16 protein-coding genes are annotated in these 21811 nt (G+C 72.0%); 8 read left to right on the top strand and 8 right to left on the bottom strand.

Annotated elements, in window-relative coordinates; translation table 11 throughout:
* Positions 1-85: 85 nt before the first annotated feature.
* Together AC5R91_RS04370 and AC5R91_RS04365 are read left to right on the top strand one after the other, a co-directional pair.
* Entirely contained in the window at positions 86-1150 is a 1065-nt protein-coding gene (locus AC5R91_RS04370) for an LLM class flavin-dependent oxidoreductase (protein ID WP_495395814.1), read from the top strand.
* An 11-nt stretch (positions 1151-1161) separates the two neighbouring features.
* Complete coding sequence (locus AC5R91_RS04365; RefSeq protein ID WP_495395813.1) at positions 1162-2118, top strand: LLM class flavin-dependent oxidoreductase; 957 nt, start codon at positions 1162-1164, stop codon at positions 2116-2118.
* 324 nt (positions 2119-2442) lie between these two features.
* Here AC5R91_RS04365 and AC5R91_RS04360 read toward each other — a convergent pair whose 3' ends face one another.
* The 4 genes from AC5R91_RS04360 to AC5R91_RS04345 all read right to left on the bottom strand — a co-directional run bounded on the left by AC5R91_RS04360 (position 2443) and on the right by AC5R91_RS04345 (position 6786).
* Positions 2443-3138, bottom strand: coding sequence for an NAD(P)-dependent oxidoreductase (locus AC5R91_RS04360; protein WP_495395812.1), 696 nt, complete (start codon positions 3136-3138; stop codon positions 2443-2445).
* A 291-nt stretch (positions 3139-3429) separates the two neighbouring features.
* Entirely contained in the window at positions 3430-4275 is an 846-nt protein-coding gene (locus AC5R91_RS04355; RefSeq protein WP_495395811.1) for a LutC/YkgG family protein, read from the bottom strand.
* On the bottom strand, positions 4272-5978 hold the full coding sequence (locus tag AC5R91_RS04350) for a lactate utilization protein B (RefSeq protein WP_495395810.1): 1707 nt from the start codon (positions 5976-5978) through the stop codon (positions 4272-4274). Before AC5R91_RS04350 ends, AC5R91_RS04355 begins: the two co-directional genes overlap by 4 nt.
* 67 nt (positions 5979-6045) lie before the next feature.
* The gene (locus tag AC5R91_RS04345) at positions 6046-6786 is read right to left on the bottom strand and encodes a (Fe-S)-binding protein (RefSeq protein ID WP_495395809.1); all 741 of its coding nucleotides are present in this window, start codon (positions 6784-6786) and stop codon (positions 6046-6048) included.
* Positions 6787-7069: 283 nt separating this feature from the next.
* On the opposite strand from AC5R91_RS04345, the gene cysK reads away from it, so the two are divergent.
* A complete protein-coding gene (gene cysK / locus AC5R91_RS04340) occupies positions 7070-8002 on the top strand; it encodes a cysteine synthase A (protein WP_495395808.1) in 933 nt (310 codons plus the stop codon).
* Between the two features lie 3 nt (positions 8003-8005).
* Positions 8006-8755 carry a serine O-acetyltransferase gene (gene cysE, locus AC5R91_RS04335; protein WP_495395807.1) on the top strand — a complete coding sequence of 250 codons (750 nt, stop codon included), beginning with the start codon at positions 8006-8008 and terminating at the stop codon, positions 8753-8755.
* Between the two features lie 13 nt (positions 8756-8768).
* On the opposite strand, the gene AC5R91_RS04330 is transcribed toward cysE, so the two are convergent.
* The 3 genes from AC5R91_RS04330 to AC5R91_RS04320 all read right to left on the bottom strand — a co-directional run bounded on the left by AC5R91_RS04330 (position 8769) and on the right by AC5R91_RS04320 (position 13711).
* Positions 8769-9821 carry a phosphatidylinositol-specific phospholipase C gene (locus AC5R91_RS04330; RefSeq protein ID WP_495395806.1) on the bottom strand — a complete coding sequence of 351 codons (1053 nt, stop codon included), beginning with the start codon at positions 9819-9821 and terminating at the stop codon, positions 8769-8771.
* A 631-nt stretch (positions 9822-10452) separates the two neighbouring features.
* Positions 10453-12531 (bottom strand): PKD domain-containing protein, encoded by a 2079-nt coding sequence (locus tag AC5R91_RS04325; protein ID WP_495395805.1) that lies wholly within the window; start codon positions 12529-12531, stop codon positions 10453-10455.
* A 148-nt stretch (positions 12532-12679) separates the two neighbouring features.
* Positions 12680-13711, bottom strand: coding sequence for an Lrp/AsnC family transcriptional regulator (locus tag AC5R91_RS04320; protein WP_495395804.1), 1032 nt, complete (start codon positions 13709-13711; stop codon positions 12680-12682).
* 188 nt (positions 13712-13899) lie between these two features.
* Here AC5R91_RS04320 and AC5R91_RS04315 point away from each other — a divergent pair, with 188 nt between their 5' ends.
* Entirely contained in the window at positions 13900-15447 is a 1548-nt protein-coding gene (locus tag AC5R91_RS04315; RefSeq protein ID WP_495395803.1) for an MFS transporter, read from the top strand.
* A 133-nt stretch (positions 15448-15580) separates the two neighbouring features.
* Here AC5R91_RS04315 and AC5R91_RS04310 read toward each other — a convergent pair whose 3' ends face one another.
* Complete coding sequence (locus tag AC5R91_RS04310; protein ID WP_495395802.1) at positions 15581-16204, bottom strand: Maf family protein; 624 nt, start codon at positions 16202-16204, stop codon at positions 15581-15583.
* Positions 16205-16479: 275 nt separating this feature from the next.
* Between AC5R91_RS04310 and hpnH the strand changes: the two genes are divergently transcribed.
* The 3 genes from hpnH to AC5R91_RS04295 all read left to right on the top strand — a co-directional run bounded on the left by hpnH (position 16480) and on the right by AC5R91_RS04295 (position 21778).
* Positions 16480-17481, top strand: coding sequence for an adenosyl-hopene transferase HpnH (hpnH, locus tag AC5R91_RS04305; RefSeq protein ID WP_220386454.1), 1002 nt, complete (start codon positions 16480-16482; stop codon positions 17479-17481).
* Between the two features lie 572 nt (positions 17482-18053).
* The gene (locus tag AC5R91_RS04300; RefSeq protein ID WP_495395801.1) at positions 18054-21017 is read left to right on the top strand and encodes an ABC transporter permease subunit; all 2964 of its coding nucleotides are present in this window, start codon (positions 18054-18056) and stop codon (positions 21015-21017) included.
* The gene (locus AC5R91_RS04295) at positions 21014-21778 is read left to right on the top strand and encodes an ABC transporter ATP-binding protein (protein ID WP_495395800.1); all 765 of its coding nucleotides are present in this window, start codon (positions 21014-21016) and stop codon (positions 21776-21778) included. The genes AC5R91_RS04300 and AC5R91_RS04295 overlap by 4 nt, the downstream gene beginning before the upstream one ends.
* The last annotated feature ends 33 nt before the right edge of the window (positions 21779-21811 follow it).

The raw sequence follows: 21811 nt of genomic DNA, 5'->3' as shown, positions 1-21811 counted from the left end.
TTGATTGCAAGCTGAGCGTCATGCCCTGATCCACTGACGGGCCCGTCGCCTCCGAACACGTACCGACGACGATCGAGGGCATCTGGTGGAACTGGGAATCAACACGCTCGGCGGCGTCTCCGCAGACCGGCGCACCGGGCAGACGCCGACCGAGCATGAGCGTCTGGCGTCGATCGTCACCCAGGGCGTGCTCGCCGAGCGGCTCGGCTTCGAGGCGTTCTCCGTCGGGGAGCACCACGGCGACCCGCACTTCGTGACGAGCGCACCGCCGGTCATCCTCGCCGCCATCGCCGCGCAGACCGAGCGGCTGCGGCTGATGACCGGGGTCACGCTGCTTCCCCTGCTCGACCCGGTCCGCGTCGCCGAGGACTACGCCACCCTCGACGTCATCTCGGGTGGGCGCGTCGAGATCGTCGCCGGGAAGGGCAACTTCGCGAACGCCTCCCGGCTGCTCATCGGCCAGGACGATCCGGACCGCGGGACGTTGCTGCGCGAGCATCTCGACCTGCTCCTGGCCATCCTGCGCACCGGACACATCCCGGCCTGGCCCGCGACCTCCCGTCCCGCGTTGAGCGACGCCCACGTCACCCCGCGGCCGGTGCAGTCGCAGTTGCCGGTCTGGCTCGGGGCGACCCGCAACGTCGACTCCGTCGAGCTCGCCGCCAGCAAGGGCCTGCCCGTCCTGGTCGCCGGGTTCCGCGCCGGCACCTACGCCGACTTCGCCGACCACTACCGCGAGGCGTTCGCCGCCGCCGGCCACGACCCGGTGCGGGCCCGGGTCGCGTCGTTGTCCACCGTCGTCGTCGACCACGACGAGGCGCGGGTGCGCCGCGAGTACCGGGCCTACTGGGAGCAGACGGTCAACGCCGCCGCGCAGCGCAACCAGGGCCTGCGCCAGGACAACCGCGCCCAGCGCCTGCTCGACCAGGGCTTCGACGAGCTGACCGGCCCGACCGGCCAGATCCTCGTCGGCACCCCCGAGTACGTCGCCGAGCGTCTGATCGGGATGCACCAGGACCTCCGCCACGACCTGCACTTCCTCCAGATCGACAACGGCCTGGGGCCGGCCGGCACCGAAGAGATCATGCATCTGATCGCGGAGGAAGTGGCGCCCCTCGTCCGCAAGGAGACCGCGCTCAGCGCGGCATAGGAGACAACCAGATGACCGACGAACACGGATCGCTCGACGACGGATCGCTCGACGACGGATCGCCCGACCGCGCGCCGGCCGACCACCGACCGCTGCGGTTCGGCACCTTCCTGTTCCCCCGCACCGTCGCCGGCCGCGCGCTGCTCGACCACGCCGCGCAGGCCGAGGAGCTGGGCTACGACCTGATCGCCGTGCCCGACCATCCCTACAACCCCGACTACGTCGACCAGATCGCGCTGCTGTCGGCGGTGGTCGGCCGCACGTCGTCGATCCGGGTGCTCACCGACGTCGTCAACCTCGCCCTGCGCCCGCCGGCGGTGCTGGCCAAGACGGCGTGGACGATCGACCGCCTCGCCCCTGGCCGGCTCGACCTCGGCCTCGGCACCGGCGGGCTGTGGGACCAGATCGCCGCGATCGGCGGCCCGCGGTGGAAGCCACGCGAGGCCCGCGAGCGGCTCGCCGAGGCGATCGACGTCCTCCGGCTGCTGTGGTCCGGCGACGCCGACGTCACCTACGCCGGCCAGTACTACCAGCTCGACCACCCGCAGCCGCTGCTCCCGCCGCAGGAGCCGATCCAGCTCTGGATCGGCAGCGGCGGCCCGCTGATGCGCCGGCTGACCGCAAGCCAGGGCATCGGCTGGATCCCCAACGGCAACCGTCTCGACCTGGACACCGTCCGCGCCGACGCGGCGCACTTCGACACCGAGCTCGCCGCCGCCGGCCGGTCGCGCACTGCGGTCCCGCGCCTGTACAACGCCTTCTTCGGCCACAAGCTCCAGGACCGCTCCGAGGGCTTCCTCGTCGGCCCGGCCAGCCAGTGGGTCGACGAGCTCACCGCACTCGCCCTCGAACTGGACTTCGACACGTTCGTCCTCGGCGACCGCGAGACCCCCGTCGAACACCTACAGATCTTCGCCGACCAGGTCATCCCCCAGGTCCGCGCCCAGGTGGCCGCCGCCCGCCCCTGACGTGATCCACGTCCTTGCCTGTCCAGAGGGAGAAATCAAACCTGGAGCCCCTCTGGACAGGCAGGACCGCCGGCCGTCCGACCGAGCCGAGTCGTTGCGCTCTGGAGACATGCCGGTCCCAGCCACATATCCCATGCGACTCAACCGGATCAACGCTCTGACCTGGGCGGTTGCATTACCGCCGGACCGCTGCAACGATCATCCCGCACCGCACCAAGACGGTCCCGCTGACCTGCGCCCTTACCCTGGGGTCCATGATCATCCCTAGAGGGATCGTGACAGATGATGGATGAAGGGGCCGGCGCGGGGACGGGGTGGGTGGGGTCAGCCGCGGCCGAAGGCCTCGCGGCGGATCACCTGGAGCAGGGTCGGGGCGCCCTCGCTGGTCGTGATCTCGATCGTCTGGCCGACGAACCGGTCCTCGGACGCCTGCGACAGCAGGCAGTGCGCGAGGTCCGCGCGGCTGGTGAACACGCCGTCCAGCGGGCCGTCGCTGACCTCGTAGGGCGAGACGTGGTCGGCGTCGAACAGGCCGGACGAACGGATGACCGTCCACTCCAGGCCGCTGTCACGCACGATCTGCTCCATGGCCCGCATGTCCGCGTAGGTGCTCCGGCCGATCGTGCGCGCGAGCAGCGGCTGCATGACCCGGTTGAGCAGGAACCCGCCCTCGGCGTGCGGGTGGGGCTCGACCGCGGTGGAGCTGACGACGGCCAGGCGCTTCACGCCAAGCCGGATCATCGCGCCCGTGAGGGTGGTGGCGGCGGTGCTGTAGACGGTGATCGGAGCCCGCGCGAACGGCACGCCGACGGTGCTCAGCACCGCGTCGACACCGTCGACCGCCCGTGCGGTGGACGACTCGTCGGCGACGTCGGCCTCCATGACGGTGAGCCGCTCGCCGGCCAGCGGGAACTCCGCCGGCCGCCGCGTGACCGCGGCGACCTCATGGCCTGCCTTGAGGGCCTGCTGCACCACCAGCCGCCCGGTGGGCCCGTTCGCCCCGAAAACCGCGATCCTCATACCTGCCTGGCCTCTCGCGTGGGAATCGTTCGCGTGGCGGCGCGGTCTGGTTCGTCCGCGCCACAGCGTCCTGCGAATACGTCGAATCCCGGCCGTCCGATGTGACAGACCCACGGATGCGCGTCGGCGAAGGCCTGGTCAGGTGGGAGTCGCCGCACCGACGTCAACGATGTCGGTACCGGCGGCGGTGAGTCGCTCCCTAGCGGGATCGGAGCATGCTGATGATCACGGACGAGATGGGTCAGACCTGATGTCGTCGGCCGGAGCCCTACCCTGTCGGCGCTGTCCCGATCAGAGGGGATCTCGCTGGCTGACCAGGACGACGGCGAGGGTGCGGGGGCCGTGGACGCCCTCGACGCGGTCGAACTCGATGTCACTGGTGGCCGACGGGCCGCTGATGAGGGTGATCGGGCGGGTCGGGTCCAGGCGGGCGAGCAGCTCGGGGACGCCGTGGACGACCTGGTCGGCTCGGACGACGCAGACGTGGACGTCGGGCACCAGGGTGATCGCGCGCCGGCCCTGGTCGGGGGAGCCGTCGAGGGCGATCGTCCCGGTCAGCGCGCAGGCCGCCGCGCAGGCGGTGACGACCGCCGCGAACCCGTCGAGTTCGACGGCGGTGAAGCCGCCGTCGACGACGCCGTCCGGGCACCAGCCCGCCGGCAGCCCAGGTGGGACGAGCACTGCCCCGCCGCCCCGCCCCGCGGAACCGGGCGGAAGTTCCGCGGAACCGCGCGAGTGCTCGGCCGAGGCGGGCAAAGGTTCCGCTGAACCGGGCCAGTGTTCGGCGGAGCGGGGTGAGTGTTCCGCGGAACCGCGCGAGTGTTCGGCGGAGCGGGGTGAGTGTTCCGCGGAACCGGGGGTGGGCCCGACGGAGGCGGCGGCCAGGGCTGCGCGGATCGCGGCCGGCTCGTCGCCGGGGGCCGTGTCGACTACGGACGCCCGGTAGTCGACGAGCCGGCGGCGCAGCAGATCGAGCAGCGGCGGGCTGCCGGGCGCCGGGCCGCCGCCGCGGCGGTAGTCGCGGGGGATGTCACCAGCGTCGTCCGCACCTGGTCCGCGCACTCCACCGCGGAGGCCGGCGCCCGCGTTGGCGTTTGCGGCCCGGACGCGGGCCAGCACCTCGTCGCGCGCGCTCACGCCGAGCCTTCGGGCTCTGCCGAACCGGGCCGCTCTGCCGAACCGGGCCGCTCTGGCGAACCGGACGGCCCCGCGGAACCGGACCGCTCTGGCGAACCGGACGGCCCCGCGGAACCGGACCGCTCTGTCGAACCGGGCCGCTCTGGCGAACCGCGCGGTTCCGCGGAACCCGCCGGCACCGCGGAACCGCCCGGTGGCGGGGGATTCGCTTGGCCTGCCGGATGCGCGGGGCCGCCGCGGGTGCGGGACCACCACTGACGGAAGGTCTCCTCCGGGGGCCGGGGGGCGTCGCGGCTGGACGTCCACGCCGACAGCGGCGGGGGCAGCGACGACAGCCGGCCGGTGGCGCGGCCCGCCAGCCGGCCGAGGCGGGAGGCGGTCTCGGCGGCGGCGAAGCGGGTGGGGGAGGACATCACCCAGGCGGCGGCGGCCATCGTGAGCGCCTCCGCGGTGGGCAGCGGGCGGGCGCGGGCGGCGTCGACGTGGGCGGTGCGCAGGCGGACGAGCAGCGACGGGATGTCGATGCGCACCGGGCAGACGTCGTAGCAGGCGCCGCACAGGCTGGAGGCGTACGGCAGCGAGGCGTTGTCGTCGTTGCCGGAGTGGATGCCGGTGAGCTGCGGGGACAGCACGGCGCCGATGGGGCCGGGGTAGACCGAGCCGTAGGCGTGGCCGCCGGTGCGCTCGTAGACGGGGCAGACATTCAGGCAGGCCGAGCAGCGGATGCAGTGCAGCGCGTCGCGGCCGACGGCGTCGCCGAGGGCGGCGGTGCGGCCGTTGTCGAGCAGCACCAGGTGAAACGCCTTCGGCCCGTCGCCGGGGGTGACGCCGGTCCAGATCGACGTGTACGGGTTCATCCGCTCGCCGGTCGACGAGCGGGGCAGCAGCTGCAGGAACACCTCCAGGTCCCGCCAGCTCGGCACGACCTTCTCGATGCCCATCACCGTGATCAGCGTCTCCGGCAACGTCAGGCACATCCGCCCGTTGCCCTCCGACTCCACCACGACCAGCGAGCCGGTCTCGGCGACGCCGAAGTTCGCCCCCGACACGGCGACCCGCGCCCGCAGGAACGTGCGGCGCAGGTGGGCGCGGGCGGCCATCGCCAGGCGGCGCGGTTCGGCGGTGAGCGACGGGTCGACGCCGGGCATCTCGCGCAGGAACAGTTCGCGGATCTCGGCTCGGTTGCGGTGGATCGCCGGGACCAGGATGTGGCTGGGCACGTCGTCGCCGAGCTGGATGATCAGCTCGGCGAGGTCGGTCTCGTGCGCGGTGATGCCGGCGTCGGCGAGCGCGGCGTTCAGGCCGATCTCCTGGGTGGCCATCGACTTGACCTTGACCAGCTCGGTCGCGCCGGTGGCCTGGACGAGGCGGGTGACGATCGCGTTCGCCTCGTGGGCGTCGCGAGCCCAGTGCACCGTCCCGCCGCGGGCGGTCACCTCGGCCTCCAGCCGGACGAGGTGGTCGTCGAGGCGGGCCATCGTCGCCCGTTTGATCGCCTCGCCGGCGAGGCGGAGCTGCTCCCAGTCGTCGAGTTCGCCGACCGCCGCGGCCCGCTTGGCGCGGATGACCCCGGTGGCGTGGCCGAGGTTGCGGCGCAACTGGCTGTCGGCGAGAGCGTCGCGCGCGGCGGCGGGGAACGGCCGGTCGCCGCGTAGCTGCCCCACGCCGGGCGGCGCGGGAATCCCGAGGAACGCCGCCGTCACCGGGCTTCCACCTGGCCGGCGCACGTCGGACCGCCGGCCCCACGGGTGCCCGTACGGTGTGGCACGCTCATCGGAGGGTCGCCTGGGTGCTGGCGAGGATCTCGGCGAGGTGCACCGTGCGGGTGGCGGCGCGCAGCCGGGTCAGGCCGCCGCCGATGTGCATCAGGCAGGACGCGTCGCCGGCGGTCGCCACCTCCGCGCCGGTGCCGAGGACGTGGCGCATCTTGTCGGCGAGCATCGCCGTCGACGTCGGCGCGTTCTTCACCGCGAAGGTGCCACCGAACCCGCAGCAGGTCTCGGCCTCCGGCAGCTCCAGCAGCGTCATCCCGGCGACCTGGCGCAGCAGCCGCAGCGGCCGGTCGCCCACCCGCAGCGCCCGCAGCGAGTGGCAGGTCGGATGGTAGGTGACCCGGTGCGGGTAGTAGGCGCCGACGTCCTCCACGCCGAGCACGTCGACGAGCAGCTCGGACAGCTCGTACGTGCGGCTCGCGACCGCCTCGGCGCGGCGGGCGAGCGCGTCGTCGCCGGCGTCGCGAGCGAGCGCGGCGTGCTGGTGGCGCACCGAACCCGCGCACGATCCGGACGGGGTGACGACGACGTCGGCGCCCTCGAAGACGTCGACGTGATGGCGGACCAGCCCGACCGCCTCGCGGGCGTAGCCGGTGTTGGTGTGCATCTGCCCGCAGCAGGTCTGCCCGGCGGGGAAGACGACCTCGTGACCGAGGCGTTCGAGCAGCTCGGTGGTGGCCTGCCCGACCCGCGGGTACAGCGCGTCGACCAGGCAGGTCACGAACAGCGCGATCCTCATCCGACCCCGCATCCGCACGCCCGACGCCGCGCCCCGGCGCCGAGCCTGCCTGCGCACCGACGCTTCCGGACTCGAGCCACGGGCTCGAAACTATCCCGGCCGGACCGCGGACGTCCCCCCATCGCGCAACCCGCCGCGGCGGCGTCGGCGCCCCGGCGGGCCGCGCCGCCGCCATCCGCGGCGCCCGATGGTGCCTGATTGCTCATGGACGGTTCCGCGCCGGAGTCGGGACATACCCTGGCCCAGTGACGATGAGGGGCGCCGACCGAGGAGAAGAACGTCGATGAGGATCGCCGAGGACATCACGCGGCTGGTCGGGAACACGCCGCTGGTGCGGCTGCGCCGGGTCACCGACGGGGTCGGGGCCCAGGTCGTCGCCAAGCTGGAGTCGTTCAACCCGGCGCACAGCGTGAAGGACCGGCTGGGACTGGCGCTCATCGACGCCGCCGAAAAGGCCGGCGCGATCGGCCCGGACACCATCATCGTGGAGCCCACCAGTGGGAACACGGGCATCGCGCTGGCCATGGTGTGCGCGGCCCGCGGCTACAAGTGCGTGCTGACGATGCCCGAGACGATGAGCGTCGAGCGGCGGATGCTGCTGCGCGCCTACGGCGCCGACCTGGTGCTCACCCCCGGGCCGGAGGGGATGGCCGGGGCCATCGCGAAGGCTGAGGAACTCGCCAAGAGCGACTCCCGCTACTTCATGCCCCAGCAGTTCGAGAACCCGGCCAATCCGGCGATTCACCGGGTCACGACCGCCGAGGAGATCTGGCGCGACACCGACGGGCAGATCGACATCCTCGTCGCCGGCGTCGGCACCGGCGGGACGATCACCGGGGTGGCCGAGGTCATCAAGGCGCGCCGACCGTCGACGCGGTTCGTCGCGGTGGAACCCGCCGCGTCGCCGGTGCTGTCCGGGGGCGTGAAGGGACCGCACCCCATCCAGGGCATCGGCGCCGGCTTCGTGCCCGGCGTGCTCGACACCTCGCTCGTCGACGAGATCATCCAGGTGCAGGCCGACGACGCGATGGGCCTCGCCCGCCGCCTCGCCCGCGAGGAGGGCCTGCTGGTCGGCATCTCGTCGGGGGCCGCGGTGTCGGCGGCGCTGACGCTCGCCGCCCGCCCGGAGAACACCGGCAAGCTGATCGTGGTGGTGCTGCCCGACTTCGGTGAGCGCTACCTGTCCACACCGCTGTTCGCCGGCCTGGGGGACTGAGGCGTGCTCGCGACGCTGCGCCGGGACCTCCGCACGGCGCGGGACCGCGACCCCGCCGCCCGCTCCACCCTCGAAGTCGCGCTGTGCTATCCCGGGGTGCACGCCCTGTGGGGTCACCGGGTGAACCACTGGCTGTGGACGCACCGGATGCCGCTGCTCAGCCGGGTCGGCGCCGAGATGACCCGCAAACTGACCGGCGTCGACATCCACCCCGCCGCCCGGATCGGCGAGGGCGTGTTCATCGACCACGCCACCGGCGTCGTCATCGGGGAGACCGCCGAGGTCGGCGCCGACGTGACGATCTACCACGGGGTGACGCTCGGCGGGACCAGCCTGGAGGCCACCAAGCGCCACCCGACGATCGGCGACCGGGTGGTGATCGGCGCCGGCGCGAAGGTGCTCGGCTCGTTCACCGTCGGTGCGGACAGCCGCATCGGCGCGAACGCCGTCGTCGTCCACCCGGTCCCGCCCGGCTCGGTCGTCGTCGGCGTCCCCGGCCAGGTCATCAGCCCGAGCCGCCCGCAGCCCGCCCACGACGACCGCCTGCCCGACCTGGTCGGCATCAGCCTGCAGTCGCTGCTCACCCGCGTGAACCGGCTGGAGGCGGCCCGCCCGGGCATTCCCGTCGCGGCCGGTGCCGGTGCCGGTGCCACTGCCGGTGCCGCCGCCGGCGAGGGTGCCGGCGACGGGGAGCGGCCGCCGATCCGCCTGCCCCGGGCCGGCGTCTGGCAGGGCGAGGACTTCTCCATCTAGGAGTCTGCCGGCGCTACCAGTTGTAGTTCCAGTAGACGATTCCGCTGATCAGCCCCTCGTTCCAGCCGTCGTCGGAGTCGAAGAAGTCGAGCGGCATGACGCCCAGTTGGCCCACGGTGCGCCACTGCTCGATGTTGCCCCAGATCGCGTCGTAAAGCGGCGGCTGGATGAGGTCGGCGTAGCCGTCCGGTGCGATCCACGGCGGGTCGTTCGCGCTCACGTAGTTGACGTAGAGGCGGTCGTCGCCCGGCTGGCGGTAGACCACCGACGCGTTCGCCCGGGCCCAGATCTCGTCGAACTTCACGTTCGGGTCGTCTTGGCTGTAGTCATCCTGGATGACGAGGTTGGACCCGCCGTAGTTGATGCCGCCGAGGCCGGCCACGTCACCGAGCAGCACGATCTTCCCGCGGGCCTGGCCCACCGTCGGGATGCTGCCGTCGGTGTAGTAATACGACCGCAGGTACCTGTTGTTGAAGATCTCCCGGAAGTCCTCGTCGCTTTCGTGGGAGTACTCCTGCTTCACCCGCATCAGGATGAACTCGGACGGGTGGCTGTAGAGGAAGTCCGCGCACTTCTGCTGGACGTCACCGAACATGATGTTCTGGTAGTAGGCGCCGTGGTGGATGGCGAACGACATGTCCGAGCCGCTGCCGACGACCCGGCACCGGATGTCGAGGAAACGGCAGCCCCGGTCGAGCTGGTCGGCGACGTCGAGCGTCTGGCAGGGCACGAAGATGTTTCCCTTGCCGTGCCGGGCGCAGGACTCGTGGGTTCCGGGGATCGAGACCCGCCCGATCGACGTGCTGTCAGGCAGGTAGTACATCCACTCGTCGCTGGTGAGCAGCTCGGCCGACTTCGCGCGGCCACGCAGCAGCCGCCGGCCGACGCCTTCGGAGGGCTCGGCACGCAGGGCGGCGAAGCTCGCCGCCTGGGACGTGGTCGGGCGCAGGTCGGCTTCGGTGAAGGCCGGACGTGTCATGGCGGGCGGGAGGCCGGTGGGCCCGCCCGCCGGCCCGGTCGAGATCTCGGCGAGCTTCGTCTCGGCGTCGTCGTGCACGCTTGGCATCGGCGTCTCCAGGTCAGGGGAGTCTGTGGGAACTGCTGCGCCGCGGCCCGTTTTCGGGCACGGTTCTTCCGCGCCGCGGATTTCCCGGTGAGAAAAACAGCGGTGACGGTGACGGTGACAGCGGCGGAAGGCCGGAGTTGGAATCGAGCTGGACGGCCCAACGCGCACGCGAGAAGTCGTCGGAACAGAGTGAGAAGTCTGGAACTCGATGCGATCTGCCGCCGGTCCTGCTAAGACGCGGTGGCCAGCGGACGATCTCTACCGGAACGACAGCTTAGGGGCGCGTCGCCGCCAGGCGAGGAGGATTCCCGGAAATTGTCCGGAACAGTGACCGCAGTGACCGCAGTGACCGCAGTGACCGCAGTGACCGCAGTGACCGCAGTGCCTCCGGCGGCACGGTCTGCGGGCTGACCGCCGCGAGCCGCTCCGACGATCGCGGAACGCCGGGCGACGGCTCGGGCGTCCGCGGCGGATGCGTGGGAGAGCGCCTCCATGGTTCTTCCACAGGGTTGCGCGTCCGATTTATCCCTGTGGAGGAGACAGATGGCGCCGCTCCCACGCACATCACGATCCTCGGAGTCGGAGTCGGAGTCGGAGTCGGTGTCGGGGCTCGGACCTGAGTGTGTGGGTGCTAGCGGACGATGACGCGGGCGGAGGCCAGGTTGGGGATGCGGCGCGAGGTGGCGGCGACATTGCCGTCGCGGTGGGATTCGACGAGGGCGGTGGCGAAGTAGGTGCCGGGCGCGTCGTAGGTGTGCGTCGTGGTCACGGTCACCTCGGGCTGCGAGCCGTCGAGGTCCTCCGCGCGCGGGAAGGTGCCCTGGCCGTCGAAGTCCCAGCGGATGCCGATGATCGTGCCGGCGCCGGGCGGCGTCTCGGCGTGGGCGGACAGCGTGACCGCCTCGCCCACCGCGACCTCGGCGCGGGCGCCGCCGTTCGCCGTCACCGACACGACCGGCTGGATGCCGCGGCGTTCCTTGGCCGTCGCCGGCAGGACGATCGCGCCGTCCCGGTAGTCGTAGTCGGTGTCCACCGGTTCGACGCCGTTCTCCACCCAGTCGATCAGGTCGGCCAGGGACTGCTCGATGATCGGCTGGTAGTCCACCAGGTAGGTGGTGTTCGCCCGGCCCGGCACCGAGGCGGCCATGTTCGGCGGCACGTGCTCGGCGTTCTCGGTCCAGCGCAGGCGGAACTTCGTGCGGGCCAGCTCGACGCCGTACTCGCGTTCGATGTTCGCCTTGAATCCGAGGCCCTGCGGCGGCCACAGCGACGAATCGTGCGTGTGATGCACCCACAGCAGCTTGCCTTCGATGCGGCCGGTGTGCCTGACGCCCATGAACGGCGACATCTCCGGTAGTTCGTACTGCTGGTAGATGGGCTGGCCGTCGACGCGCAGGAAGTCGTACTCCGGCTCCCACGGGAGAAGGTGGTGCCGGTAGTAGTAGCAGTAGGCGAGAAAGGCGTGGTTGTCGACCCGGATCCGGTCGCCCGGCTCGACTCCCGAGAAACGCAGGTTCGCGGCCTCGCCGTCGCTGTCGACGAGCAGCACATCCCGGTGACCGTTGAGGACGTAGAGGATGCGTCCGGCGGCCGCGCCGCTGGTCAGTTCGACGCTCGCCCCGAGAATGTAGCCGGCCGGAACCTCGTCGAGCTGCACCGCCATCGGGATGTGCCACATGTTGTTCATGGCCGCGAACAGCGACGCCAGCGCGCGCACCTGGCCCAGCTCCGGCGTCTGCAGGGTCGGGTCCTCGAGCAGGTCCTTCGCGTACAGGACCCGCTTCACCGTCGTGTCCAGCTCGATCAGGTCGTCCCGCACGAGCTCGGGCTGGTCGAACCCGACGTGGCCGGGCCTGGTCCAGAAGTTCTCCCAGTACTGCGGGTAGTCGGCCTGCAGCCGCGTGGCCATCGACGACCACAGCCACATCTGGCCCATCGGCTGGGCGATGAAGGACTCGTCGCCGCGCGGATAGCCGATCCGGTAGACATTCGCGAGTTCCTCGCGCTGATGGGTGTTCAGGCCGGCGAACGGATCGCCGCTGCCGCCCGGCCACATCGCGTCGATGACGTCGTGGATCCGGTCGCCGAGGACACGCTGGACGTTGAACATGGAGCTGAAGTTGGGCGTGCCGTTGCGCAGTAGTCGCAGGTCGCCGTAGTCGCCGTCCTGGGCGTCGCCCATGTAGGGCAGGGCCGCGTCCCACACGTCGGGCGCGTAGGCCAGGCACAGCGGCGAGCGCCGCGCGCCACCGCTGCCGCCGTACACGTAGGCGTACGCGGTGGGCGCGCCGTAGATCTGGGCGGCCGCGAACTTGGCGAAACGGGCGGACTCGGCGGCGGCCCGATAGCCGTAGATCGTCGGATCGGGGCCGGCCTTCGGATCCATGACGTCGCCGATGTGGCCCATGTTGGACTCGACGGCGTAGCCGCCCATCCGGAAAATCATCTCCAGCCCGCCGGTGACCTGGCCGAGCGGGCCGGTGTTGACGTTCTCGTGGCCGGCGTTGGCGCCTTCCAGCGGCTGGAAAAGGCGGCCCTGCCACCTTTCGGCGGGCGGGTAGCACAGGGCGAACCGGGTGCTCGTCCCCTCGAAACCGCCGTGGATATAACGATGCTCGACGGGCTCGCTGCGCTGTTCGTCCTCGTCGATGTACGGCACCCCGAAGAAGCTGTCGGTCACCACGTAGGAATCGAGTTCAACGGGCGTCATCGAACGTCCTTTCGCGCCTGGGTCATCCACCTCGGCTGAGCCGATCAGGGCTCGACAGTAGAGTGACGTAAGCCACAAGTCAACGGTGTTCACCGGCTGGCTCGTCGGCTGGCTGATCGGCTGGTTGGCGGCGCGGGCGGGTGTGAGGTCAGGGAGACGAGTCGGCGCGGCGGGTGTCGTGGCGCAGGCCCGTGCCCTTGAGGGTGCGGTGGATGGGGGCGGTCTCCAGGCGGCGAATGCCGGAGATCGCGGCGATCGGACCGGTCAGGTAGCGGTAGAGGGCGCTGGCGTCGCGGCAGACGACCGCCGCGTAGAGGTTCGCCGTGCCGGTGACCGCCCCGGCGAACGCGACCTGTTCGTGCTCGGCGAGCGCGGCCCCGACCTCGGCGAGCTGGGCGGGCTCGACCTCCAGCCACAGCGACGCCCGTAGGTGCCCCAGCCTCCCGTGGTCGAAGTCCAGGTCGTAGTAGAGCGCGCCGGACGACCGCAGCTCCGACAGTCGACGCCGGACCGTCGTCTGCGACCAGCCGGTGGCCGTGGCCAGCTCGGCTGCCGGGGTCCTGCCGTCCACAGCGAGCGCGTCGAGCAACCGCTGATCGTCGCGGCCGAGCCGGACGGGGTCCTCGGCCGGCTCGGTCGGACGGCGTGCCGGCGCGTCGGGCGGGGTGAGCGCCGCGGTCTCGGCCGGGCCGAGCGGCCCCGTGCGGGTCAGCGGGCTGAGTTCGCGGCCGAAGAAGACGTGCAGCAGCGCGTGCGCGGTCACCTGCACTACCCGGGGGGTGCGCGGGAGCTGCTGCAACAGCAGCGTGTCGTCCTGGCCGGGGGCGGCGCCCTGCACGATGCAGGAGATCTCCGTGCCGCCAGAGATCAGACTCACCCAGCGGGTGTCGGTGCGCCGGGCCAGCGCCTCTCCGACGGACGCCGCCGCGTCCGGGGTGCAGCGCACCCGCACGAGCCACGCGGTCAGCCCGATCCGCAACGGGTCGACCAGGCCCAGCACCCGCAGCGTCTCGGTGCCGCGCAGCCGGGCGTAGCGGCGGGCCACCGTCTGGTCGGAGACGCCCAGCACCTCGCCGATCCGCGCGAACGGCGCCCGGCCGTCGACCTGAAGGGCGTGCATGATCCGCCGGTCGAGCCGGTCCAGGGAGCCCAGCGACGGCCACGGGATGTCGGATTCCACTCACGAAGGCTAGCCACTGTCGGATTCCACCGCACCGGTGTCAATGACTGGGGCAACGGTCCGGTCGGGTGGACGGTGGAACCACGGGCCACCCGGCCACCCGGCCACCCGGTGCTCGACGCCCTTCGGCCGGACGACGTCACGGCGACCACCCGCCGGTCCCACCCCCGGAACGGAGCTCTCCCGACATGCGCAAATGGCTGCCCCTCGCGGCGATCTGCCTGGGCGCCTTCATCCTGCTGGTCGACGTCACCATCGTGAACGTCGCCCTGCCCCGGATGACGGACGACCTGCATGCCTCCTTCACCTCCCTGCAGTGGGTGATCGACATCTACGCCCTCGCGCTGGCCGCCCTGCTGCTGGCCGTCGGCTCGCTGGCCGACCTGTTCGGCCACCGCAGGCTGTATCTGCTCGGGCTCGCCGTCTTCGCGGCGGCGTCCCTGACCTGCGCGCTCGCACCGAACGCCGCCGTGCTCATCGCTGCCCGCGCCGTGCAGGGCGCCGGCGGCGCCGCGATGTTCGCGACGTCGGCCGCGCTCGTCTCCGTGAACTACCACGGCCGGGACCGCGGCGTGGCCTTCGGCGTGTGGGGCGCGGTCAACGGCGCCGCCGCCGCGGCCGGCCCGATCGCCGGCGGGCTGCTCACCGAGGGCTTCGGCTGGCAGGCGATCTTCCTGGTGAACCTGCCGATCGCGGGCGTCGCGATCATCCTGGCCCTGCGAGTGCTGCCGGCCGGGTCCCGCGGCGCCGGCCGCCTCGACCTGCCCGGCGCGACCGCCTTCACCCTGGCCGCGGCCGCAGTGACGTACGCCCTGATCAGGGGCGGCGAACGAGGGTGGGGCGACCATCTGACCGTGGCCGCGTTCGTCGTCGCCGGGCTCGCCGCAGTCGGTTTCCTCGTCGCCGAACGGCTGGTCGCCCGCCCCATGCTGGACCTGGCGCTGCTGCGCCGGCCGTCCTTCGCCGGCCTGCTGACCGGCGCGTTGCTGTTCCAGTTGGCGGCCTTCGGCGGCCTGGTCTACGCGTCGCTGTGGCTGCAGAATGTCCTTGGCCTCAGTCCCGTGCGCGGCGGGTTGGCGCTGATGCCGCTGGCCGGCACGGCGTTCGTGGTCGCCGCCGTCGCGGGCCGCCACACCCACCGGTTCGCGCCGCGCCTGCCGATCGGGGTGGGGCTGCTCTGCGTCGCCGCGGGCTCGGCGCTGCTCCGGCTGTTCGTCGACGCCGGCTCCGGGCAGTCCGCACTGTTCGCCGGTCTCGCCGTGGTCGGCGTCGGCGTCGGCCTGACCACGCCGGTGCTGGTCTCCGCCGCGGTCGAGTCGGTGCCCCCGCGGCAGGCCGGCATGGCCGGCGGCGCCGTCAACACCTTCCGCCAGCTCGGCATGACCCTGGGCATCGCGCTGTTCGGAGCCGTCTTCTCGGCGCGGCTGCGCTCGGCGCCGTCGGTCCGGGCGGGCTACGCCGCCGGCATCGACCGGATCTCGCTGTGGGCGGCGGTGGCGGCGCTGCTCGGTGCCGTGGTCGTCCTGGCCGCCGTCCGGCGCGGCGTCCATCCCGAGCACGACCGGCCGGCGGGTGCGGCCGGCGGCGCGAGTATGAGCGCGCCCGGCTCCGCCGGGTCCTCGGTCGAGCGGTCGCAGGCTCCCCAGCGAGCCGGCGTGGTGCTCGATGAGACCGCCGCGGTCGGCGCGGTCGGTCACCCGGTCCCGCCCGCCCCCGGCCGGCGTCTGGCAGGGTGAGGACTTCTCGATCCAGGAGGGCCGACGCCGCTGACCCACATGGTCAGCTCTGGATTGGAGTCAGAAACTCCAGCCGGTTCCCCAGAACGTCGAAGGCGTAGAAGCGTCGGTGTAGCTCAGGGACCGGTGTAGCTCAGGGACCGGTGGGATTCAGAGGGCCGGTGTCGGTCGGGGTGGTGGGGAGGCTGACGCCGAAGGCGGTGAGCAGGTCCCGGACGAGCGACGTGGGCAGGCCGATGACGGTGTCGAGGTCGCCGTCGACGGCGGTGACGAACGCTGCGGCGCCGCCCTGGATGGCGTAGGCGCCGGCGGCGTCCATCGACTCGCCGGTGGCGACGTAGGCGGCGAGCTCGGCGTCGGGGACGTCACGCATCGTCACCGCAGTGACGGCGGCGCGGGCGCGGATGGTGCCGGTCGCCGCGTCGAGGACGACGACGCCGGTGACGACCCGGTGGGTCCGCCCGCGCAAGCCGCGCAGCATGGCGAGGGCCTCGGCGGGGGAGGCGGGCTTGCCGAGGATCCGCCCGTCGACCTCGACGACGGTGTCGCTGCCGAGGATGAGGTCCTCGGGGCGCAGCGCGGCGACGGCGCGGGCCTTGCGCTCGGCGAGCTCGACGGTCAGCTCGGGGGCCCTCGCGGTCGCCGTCGACTCGTCGACGCCGCTGACGACCACCTCGAAGGGCATGCCGAGCCGGGCCAGCAGTTCGCGCCGCCGCGGTGACCCGGAAGCGAGCACAATGCGCCGGTCCGCCGTCATGCACCCAGCGTATCGAACGCCGACAAGCACATTCGACCAGGCGTCGAACGCGGAGCCGAACGAGCACCCGGCGGCCCGGTGAACCTCCTGACCGGGCTATTCGCCGATTTACCCGTTCGGGCGTGGGCGGGCTGGGTTGGGTGGTACCTCGCCGGTTACATAACTCTCACCAGTACTCGACCGCGAACCGGATGGATCGTGGACCTAGACTGGATCCGGTAGGGCACTGCTCCACCCACCCGGCGAGATCTAGATCAACCACCAGGAGGGTGACAATGGCCATTCCAGCACGCCAGGCGATCAGGGTCGGAGCCTATCTCGCGAAGCAGAAGATTCTGCGACGCGAGAAGTTTCCCATCACCCTTGAACTGGAACCGCTGTTCGCCTGCAACCTGGCCTGCGAGGGCTGCGGCAAGATCCAGCATCCGGCGGACGTGCTCAAACAGCGCATGCCGGTCGAGCAGGCGCTGGCCGCGGTCGACGAGTGCGGCGCCCCCGTGGTGTGCCTGGCGGGCGGCGAACCGCTGATGCACCCGCAGGTCGAGAAGATCGTCGAGGGCCTGGTCAAGCGCAAGAAGTTCGTGTACCTGTGCACGAACGCGCTGCTCATCCCGAAGAAGATCGACAAGCTCACCCCGTCGCCGTACCTGTCCTTCGCGGTGCACATCGACGGTCTGGAGGAACGCCACGACGAGATCGTGGCGAAGAAGGGTGTGTTCGCCCAGGCCGTGGACAACATCAAGGAAGCCCAGCGGCGGGGTTTCCGGGTGACCACCAACACGACCTTCTTCAACACCGACACCCCGCAGAACGTCATCGACGTCCTGAACTTCCTCAACAACGACCTGAACGTCGACGGGATGATGCTCTCCCCGGCGTACGCCTACGAGAAGGCCCCCGACCAGGAGAACTTCCTGGGTGTCCAGGAGACCCGGGAGCTTTTCCGGAAGGCGTTCGCGGAAGGCCGCCGGAAGGGCTGGCGTCTCAACCACTCGCCGCTCTACCTGGACTTCCTCGAGGGCAAGCTCGACTTTCCGTGCACGGCGTGGGGAATTCCGTCCTACTCCCTGTACGGTTGGCAGAAGCCCTGCTACCTGATGGGCGACGGCTACGCCGAGTCCTACCAGGAGCTGCTCGACACCACCGACTGGGACAGCTACGGCCGCGGCAAGGACCCGCGCTGCGCGAACTGCATGGCGCACTGCGGCCACGAGCCGACGGCCCTCGCGGCGACGCTGGGCTCCCTGCGCGAGACCATCCGCGCCGCCGCGCGCTGATCGCCGCCGGACGCGGCTGCGCCCCCCGGGCTGGTCGGCGTCCGGTGTACTGATCCGCCCGCGCGTTCCGCCCGCGCGTTCGGCTCGACGCGGTTCCGTCCCGCGCGTTTCGCTCCACCCCCCGGGTGGCCCGGTATCCCGCCCCGGGCGGCCCGCTGTCCCTACCCCCGGCGGCTCGGCATCACCCCCGGCGGCTCGGCATCCCGGGCCGTCGGGGGCCTGCGCGGCCGGGCGGCGACGCCCAACGGCCGGCTGTTCTAACTCTTTCGTCACCTGCCCCACCGGGCCCGACGCGTCGCCGTCGCGCCGCCCTCGCCGGGGGCCTCGAGGCCCCTGCGAGCAGGTCGGACACCCCTCGCCATAGAAGAACCCGTCAAGCCTCTGGTCGGCAGACAATCTGACGGTATGATTCCGGCCACACGATCGAGTGGGCGGCCTGGCCGTCCGGGCGGGCATCCGGCCGGGCGGGTCGTCCGGCCCCTGCGGTGGGTTCGGTCTGAGGCAGAATCTGACGGGAGTGTCGGAATGATCTTCCGAGGTGTGCGTTCCCGGTCGGCGGAGTGGCCGATCGCATGAACGACCTCTTACCCTTTGTGATCATCGGCCTGGTCTCCGGCTCCGTCTACGGACTGGCGGCCACGGGCCTGGTGCTCACCTACAAGACGTCCGGGATCTTCAACCTTGCGCACGGGGCGGTCGCCACGACCGCCGCCTACACCTTCTACTTCTTACGGGTCCAACACGACCTCCCCTGGGGATTCGCCGCACTGCTGAGCGTCGGCGTCGTAGGACCCGCCCTCGGACTTCTGCTCGAGTTGATGGCACGCCGCCTCGCCGAAGTCCGGGTCGTCTACAAGATCGTTGCAACCATCGGCATCATCCTGGCCGTCCAGGGCTTCTTCACCGCCCGCTACGGCGCCCAGAGCCAGACCTTCCCGACGTTCCTGCCGACCGGTGAGGCGTTCACGCTGTCCGGGACGGTCGTCACCTGGGACCAGATCATCATCACGGCCATCGCGCTGGTCGCGACCGCGGGGCTGTACTCGTTCTTCCGCTTCGCCCGCCTGGGCCTGGCGATGCGCGGCGTCGTCGACGACCCGGAGCTGCTCGACTCCTCCGGCACCAACCCGGTGGCGGTTCGCCGCTGGTCCTGGGTGATCGGCAGCACGTTCGCCTGCCTCGCCGGCGTCCTGCTCGCCCCCAGCCTGAGCCTGGACGCCCTGCTGCTGACGCTGCTCGTCGTGCAGGCGTTCGGCGCCGCCGCGCTCGGCTACTTCTCCAGCCTGCCGCTGACCTACGCCGGCGGCCTCGTCGTCGGCGTGCTCGCCTCCGTGCTGACCAAGTACGGCGCGGTCACCCACCCGAACGCGCTGCTGACCGGACTGCCGCCGAGCACCCCGTTCCTCGTGCTGTTCGCCGTCCTGCTCCTCACGCCGCGCCGGCGCCTGGTCGACCGGCGGCTGTCGGCCCGCCTGCTGGTCACCGACACCTGGCGGGCCCCCGCCCGCATCCAGGTCAGCGGCGCCGTCGTGCTCGCGGCGCTCGCCGTCGCCGTGCCGTTCCTCGTCGGCGGGGCGCGCGTCCCGACCTACACCGACGCGCTGCTGAAGGTCATCCTCTTCCTCTCCCTCGGCCTGCTGGTGCGCACGTCGGGCCAGGTGTCGCTGGCCCACGCCGCGTTCGCCGCGATCGGCGCCGCGTCCATGGGGCACTTCACCACCGGCCTCGGCCTGCCCTGGCTGGTCGCGCTGCTGCTCGCGGGCCTCGTCGCCATCCCGGTCGGCGCGGTCATCGCGATCCCGGCGATCCGGCTGTCCGGGGTGTTCCTGGCCCTGGCCACCTTCGGTTTCGGCATCGCGCTGGAGCAGATGGGCTACCCGCTGAAGATCCTCTTCGGGTCCAGCACCTCGGGCGTCCGGGTGCCCCGCCCCGGCCTGTCGGCCTTCGAGAGCGACCGCGGGTACTACTACCTCGTCCTGATCTTCGTCGCGGTGGTCGCGGCCCTGGTGGTCGGCGTGCACCGCAGCCGGCTCGGGCGCCTGCTGCGGGGCCTGAGCGACTCGCCGACGGCGCTGGCCACCCACGGCGCGAGCGTGAACACCACCCGGGTGCTCGTGTTCTGCCTGTCCGCCTTCGTCGCCGCGATCTACGGCGGCCTCTACGGCGGTTCGGTCTCGGCCGTGACCGGGTCGTCGTTCTCCTCGTTCTCCTCGCTGGTGCTCCTCGCCGTGCTGGTGATCAGCCTGGGCGGGGAGCCGTGGTACGCCTTCCTCGCCGCGGCGGGCATGGTCCTGCCCAGCGCCTACATCACCAACGAGAACACCACCAACTGGCTGAACTTCCTGTTCGGCGTGTCCGCCATCGCGGTGTCGCTGAGCGGGGGGCCGCCGCGCAACGTCGCGCTGCGCCGGCTGGCCGACCGCCTCGGCGGCCGGCCAGCCGAGGCCGCGACGGCCACGGCGGCCGCGAGCGCACCGGCCGGCGAGCCGGGCGCCACGCCGACGGCCGGCACGGACGAACTGCCCACCGCGCTGCCTGTCGACGGGCTGCCTGTCGACGCGCTGCCCCTCGGCGCGGCCGCGGCGGCCGAGGTGGCGGCGATCTCCATCGAGCGGCCCCCGGCGGTCGCCGCCGCGCCGGACAGCGGCATCCAGGTGGAGAAGGTCAGCGTCCGCTTCGGTGGCAACCTCGCCGTCGACAGCTTCTCGCTGATCGCCCCCCAGGGCCGGGTCACCGGGCTGATCGGGCCCAACGGCGCCGGCAAGACGACGACGTTCAACGCCTGCTCCGGCCTGGTCCGCCCCAGCAGCGGGCGGGTACGGCTGCACGGCTCGGACGTGTCGCGGCTGCCACCGTCGGCGCGGGCCCGCGGCGGGCTGGGCCGGACGTTCCAACGGATGGAACTGTTCGACTCGATGTCGGTGCGGGAGAACATCGTGCTCGGCCGGGAGGCGTCCATGGCCGGGGTCCGGCCCTGGCGGCACCTCGCCGGGACCCGCTCGCAGCGCCGGGTGGTCGCCGAGGCGGTCGAGCGTGCCGCGGCCACCTGCGGGATCACCGACCTGCTGGACCGGCCCGTCGGCATCCTGTCGACCGGTGAGCGCCGGCTGGTCGAGCTCGCCCGCTGCCTGGCCGGCCCGTTCGACATGCTCCTGCTCGACGAGCCGTCGTCCGGCCTGAACCGGCTGGAGACCGCCCGCTTCGGCGAGGTGCTCGCCGAGGTGATCCGCCAGGGCGACGTCGGCGTTCTGCTCATCGAGCACGACATGGCACTGGTCATGGAGGTCTGCCACTACATCTACGTCCTCGACTTCGGCGTCCCGATCTTCGAGGGGACACCCGCCGAGGTCGCCGCGAGCGACGCGGTGCGCGCCGCCTACCTCGGCTCCGAGGCGGCCACCGGCGACGCGACCGACCAGGCCGCCACGACTGACCAGGCCGCCACGACTGACCAGGCCGCCACGGCCGGCCAGGTCGCGCCAGCCGATCCGGCGGCGTCGTCGCGTCAGACCGTGTCTCAGGAGGTCAGCTCATGACGGTCACCGAGACCCGGCCGGGGGGCGAGGGCGCCGCCGCCGCGCCGGCGACCCCGGTGCTGGAGGTCCGCGGGCTGGACGCCGGCTACGGCTCGTCGGCCGTGCTGCACGACGTCTCGCTGACCGTGCCGCGCGGCAGCGTGGTCGCGCTGCTCGGGCCGAACGGCGCGGGCAAGACGACGCTGCTGCGGGTGGCCTCGGGCCTGCTGCGCCCGACCCGCGGCGAGGTGATCCTCGACGGTCGTGACGTCACCCGGGCCCGGCCCTACCAGCGGGCCCGGGGCGGGCTGTGCCACATCCCGGAGGGACGGGGCGTCTACCCGTCGCTGACCGTGCGGGAGAACCTCGTCCTGCACACCTGGAAACGCAACGTCGACGACGCGGTCGAGCGCGCGGTGGCGAACTTCCCGATCCTCGGCAGCAAGCTGTCCCAGCCGGCCGGCGAGCTCTCCGGCGGCCAGCAGCAGATGCTCGCGGTGATGCGCGCCTACCTCGACGACCCCGCCGTGGTGCTGGTCGACGAGGTGTCGATGGGGCTCGCCCCGGTGATCGTCGACCAGATCTACGAGTTCCTCGGCCGGATCACCGAGGCCGGGACGTCGCTGCTGCTCGTCGAGCAGTACGTCCACCGCGCCCTGGCCGCGGCCGACCGGGTCTGCGTGCTGACCAAGGGGCGGATCGTGTTCGACGGGCGCCCCGAGGACGTCGCCGAGGAGGTCTTCGAGCACTACCTGGGCGTCGACCCGAACCACGGCGGCTGACCGCGCGGACCCCGGCACTGACCGGAGAGAGGA

This window comes from Frankia sp. BMG5.60, assembly GCF_059428125.1.
The sequence above is the reverse complement of the archived record's forward strand: the minus strand, read 5'-3'. Positions and strand labels throughout refer to the sequence as shown.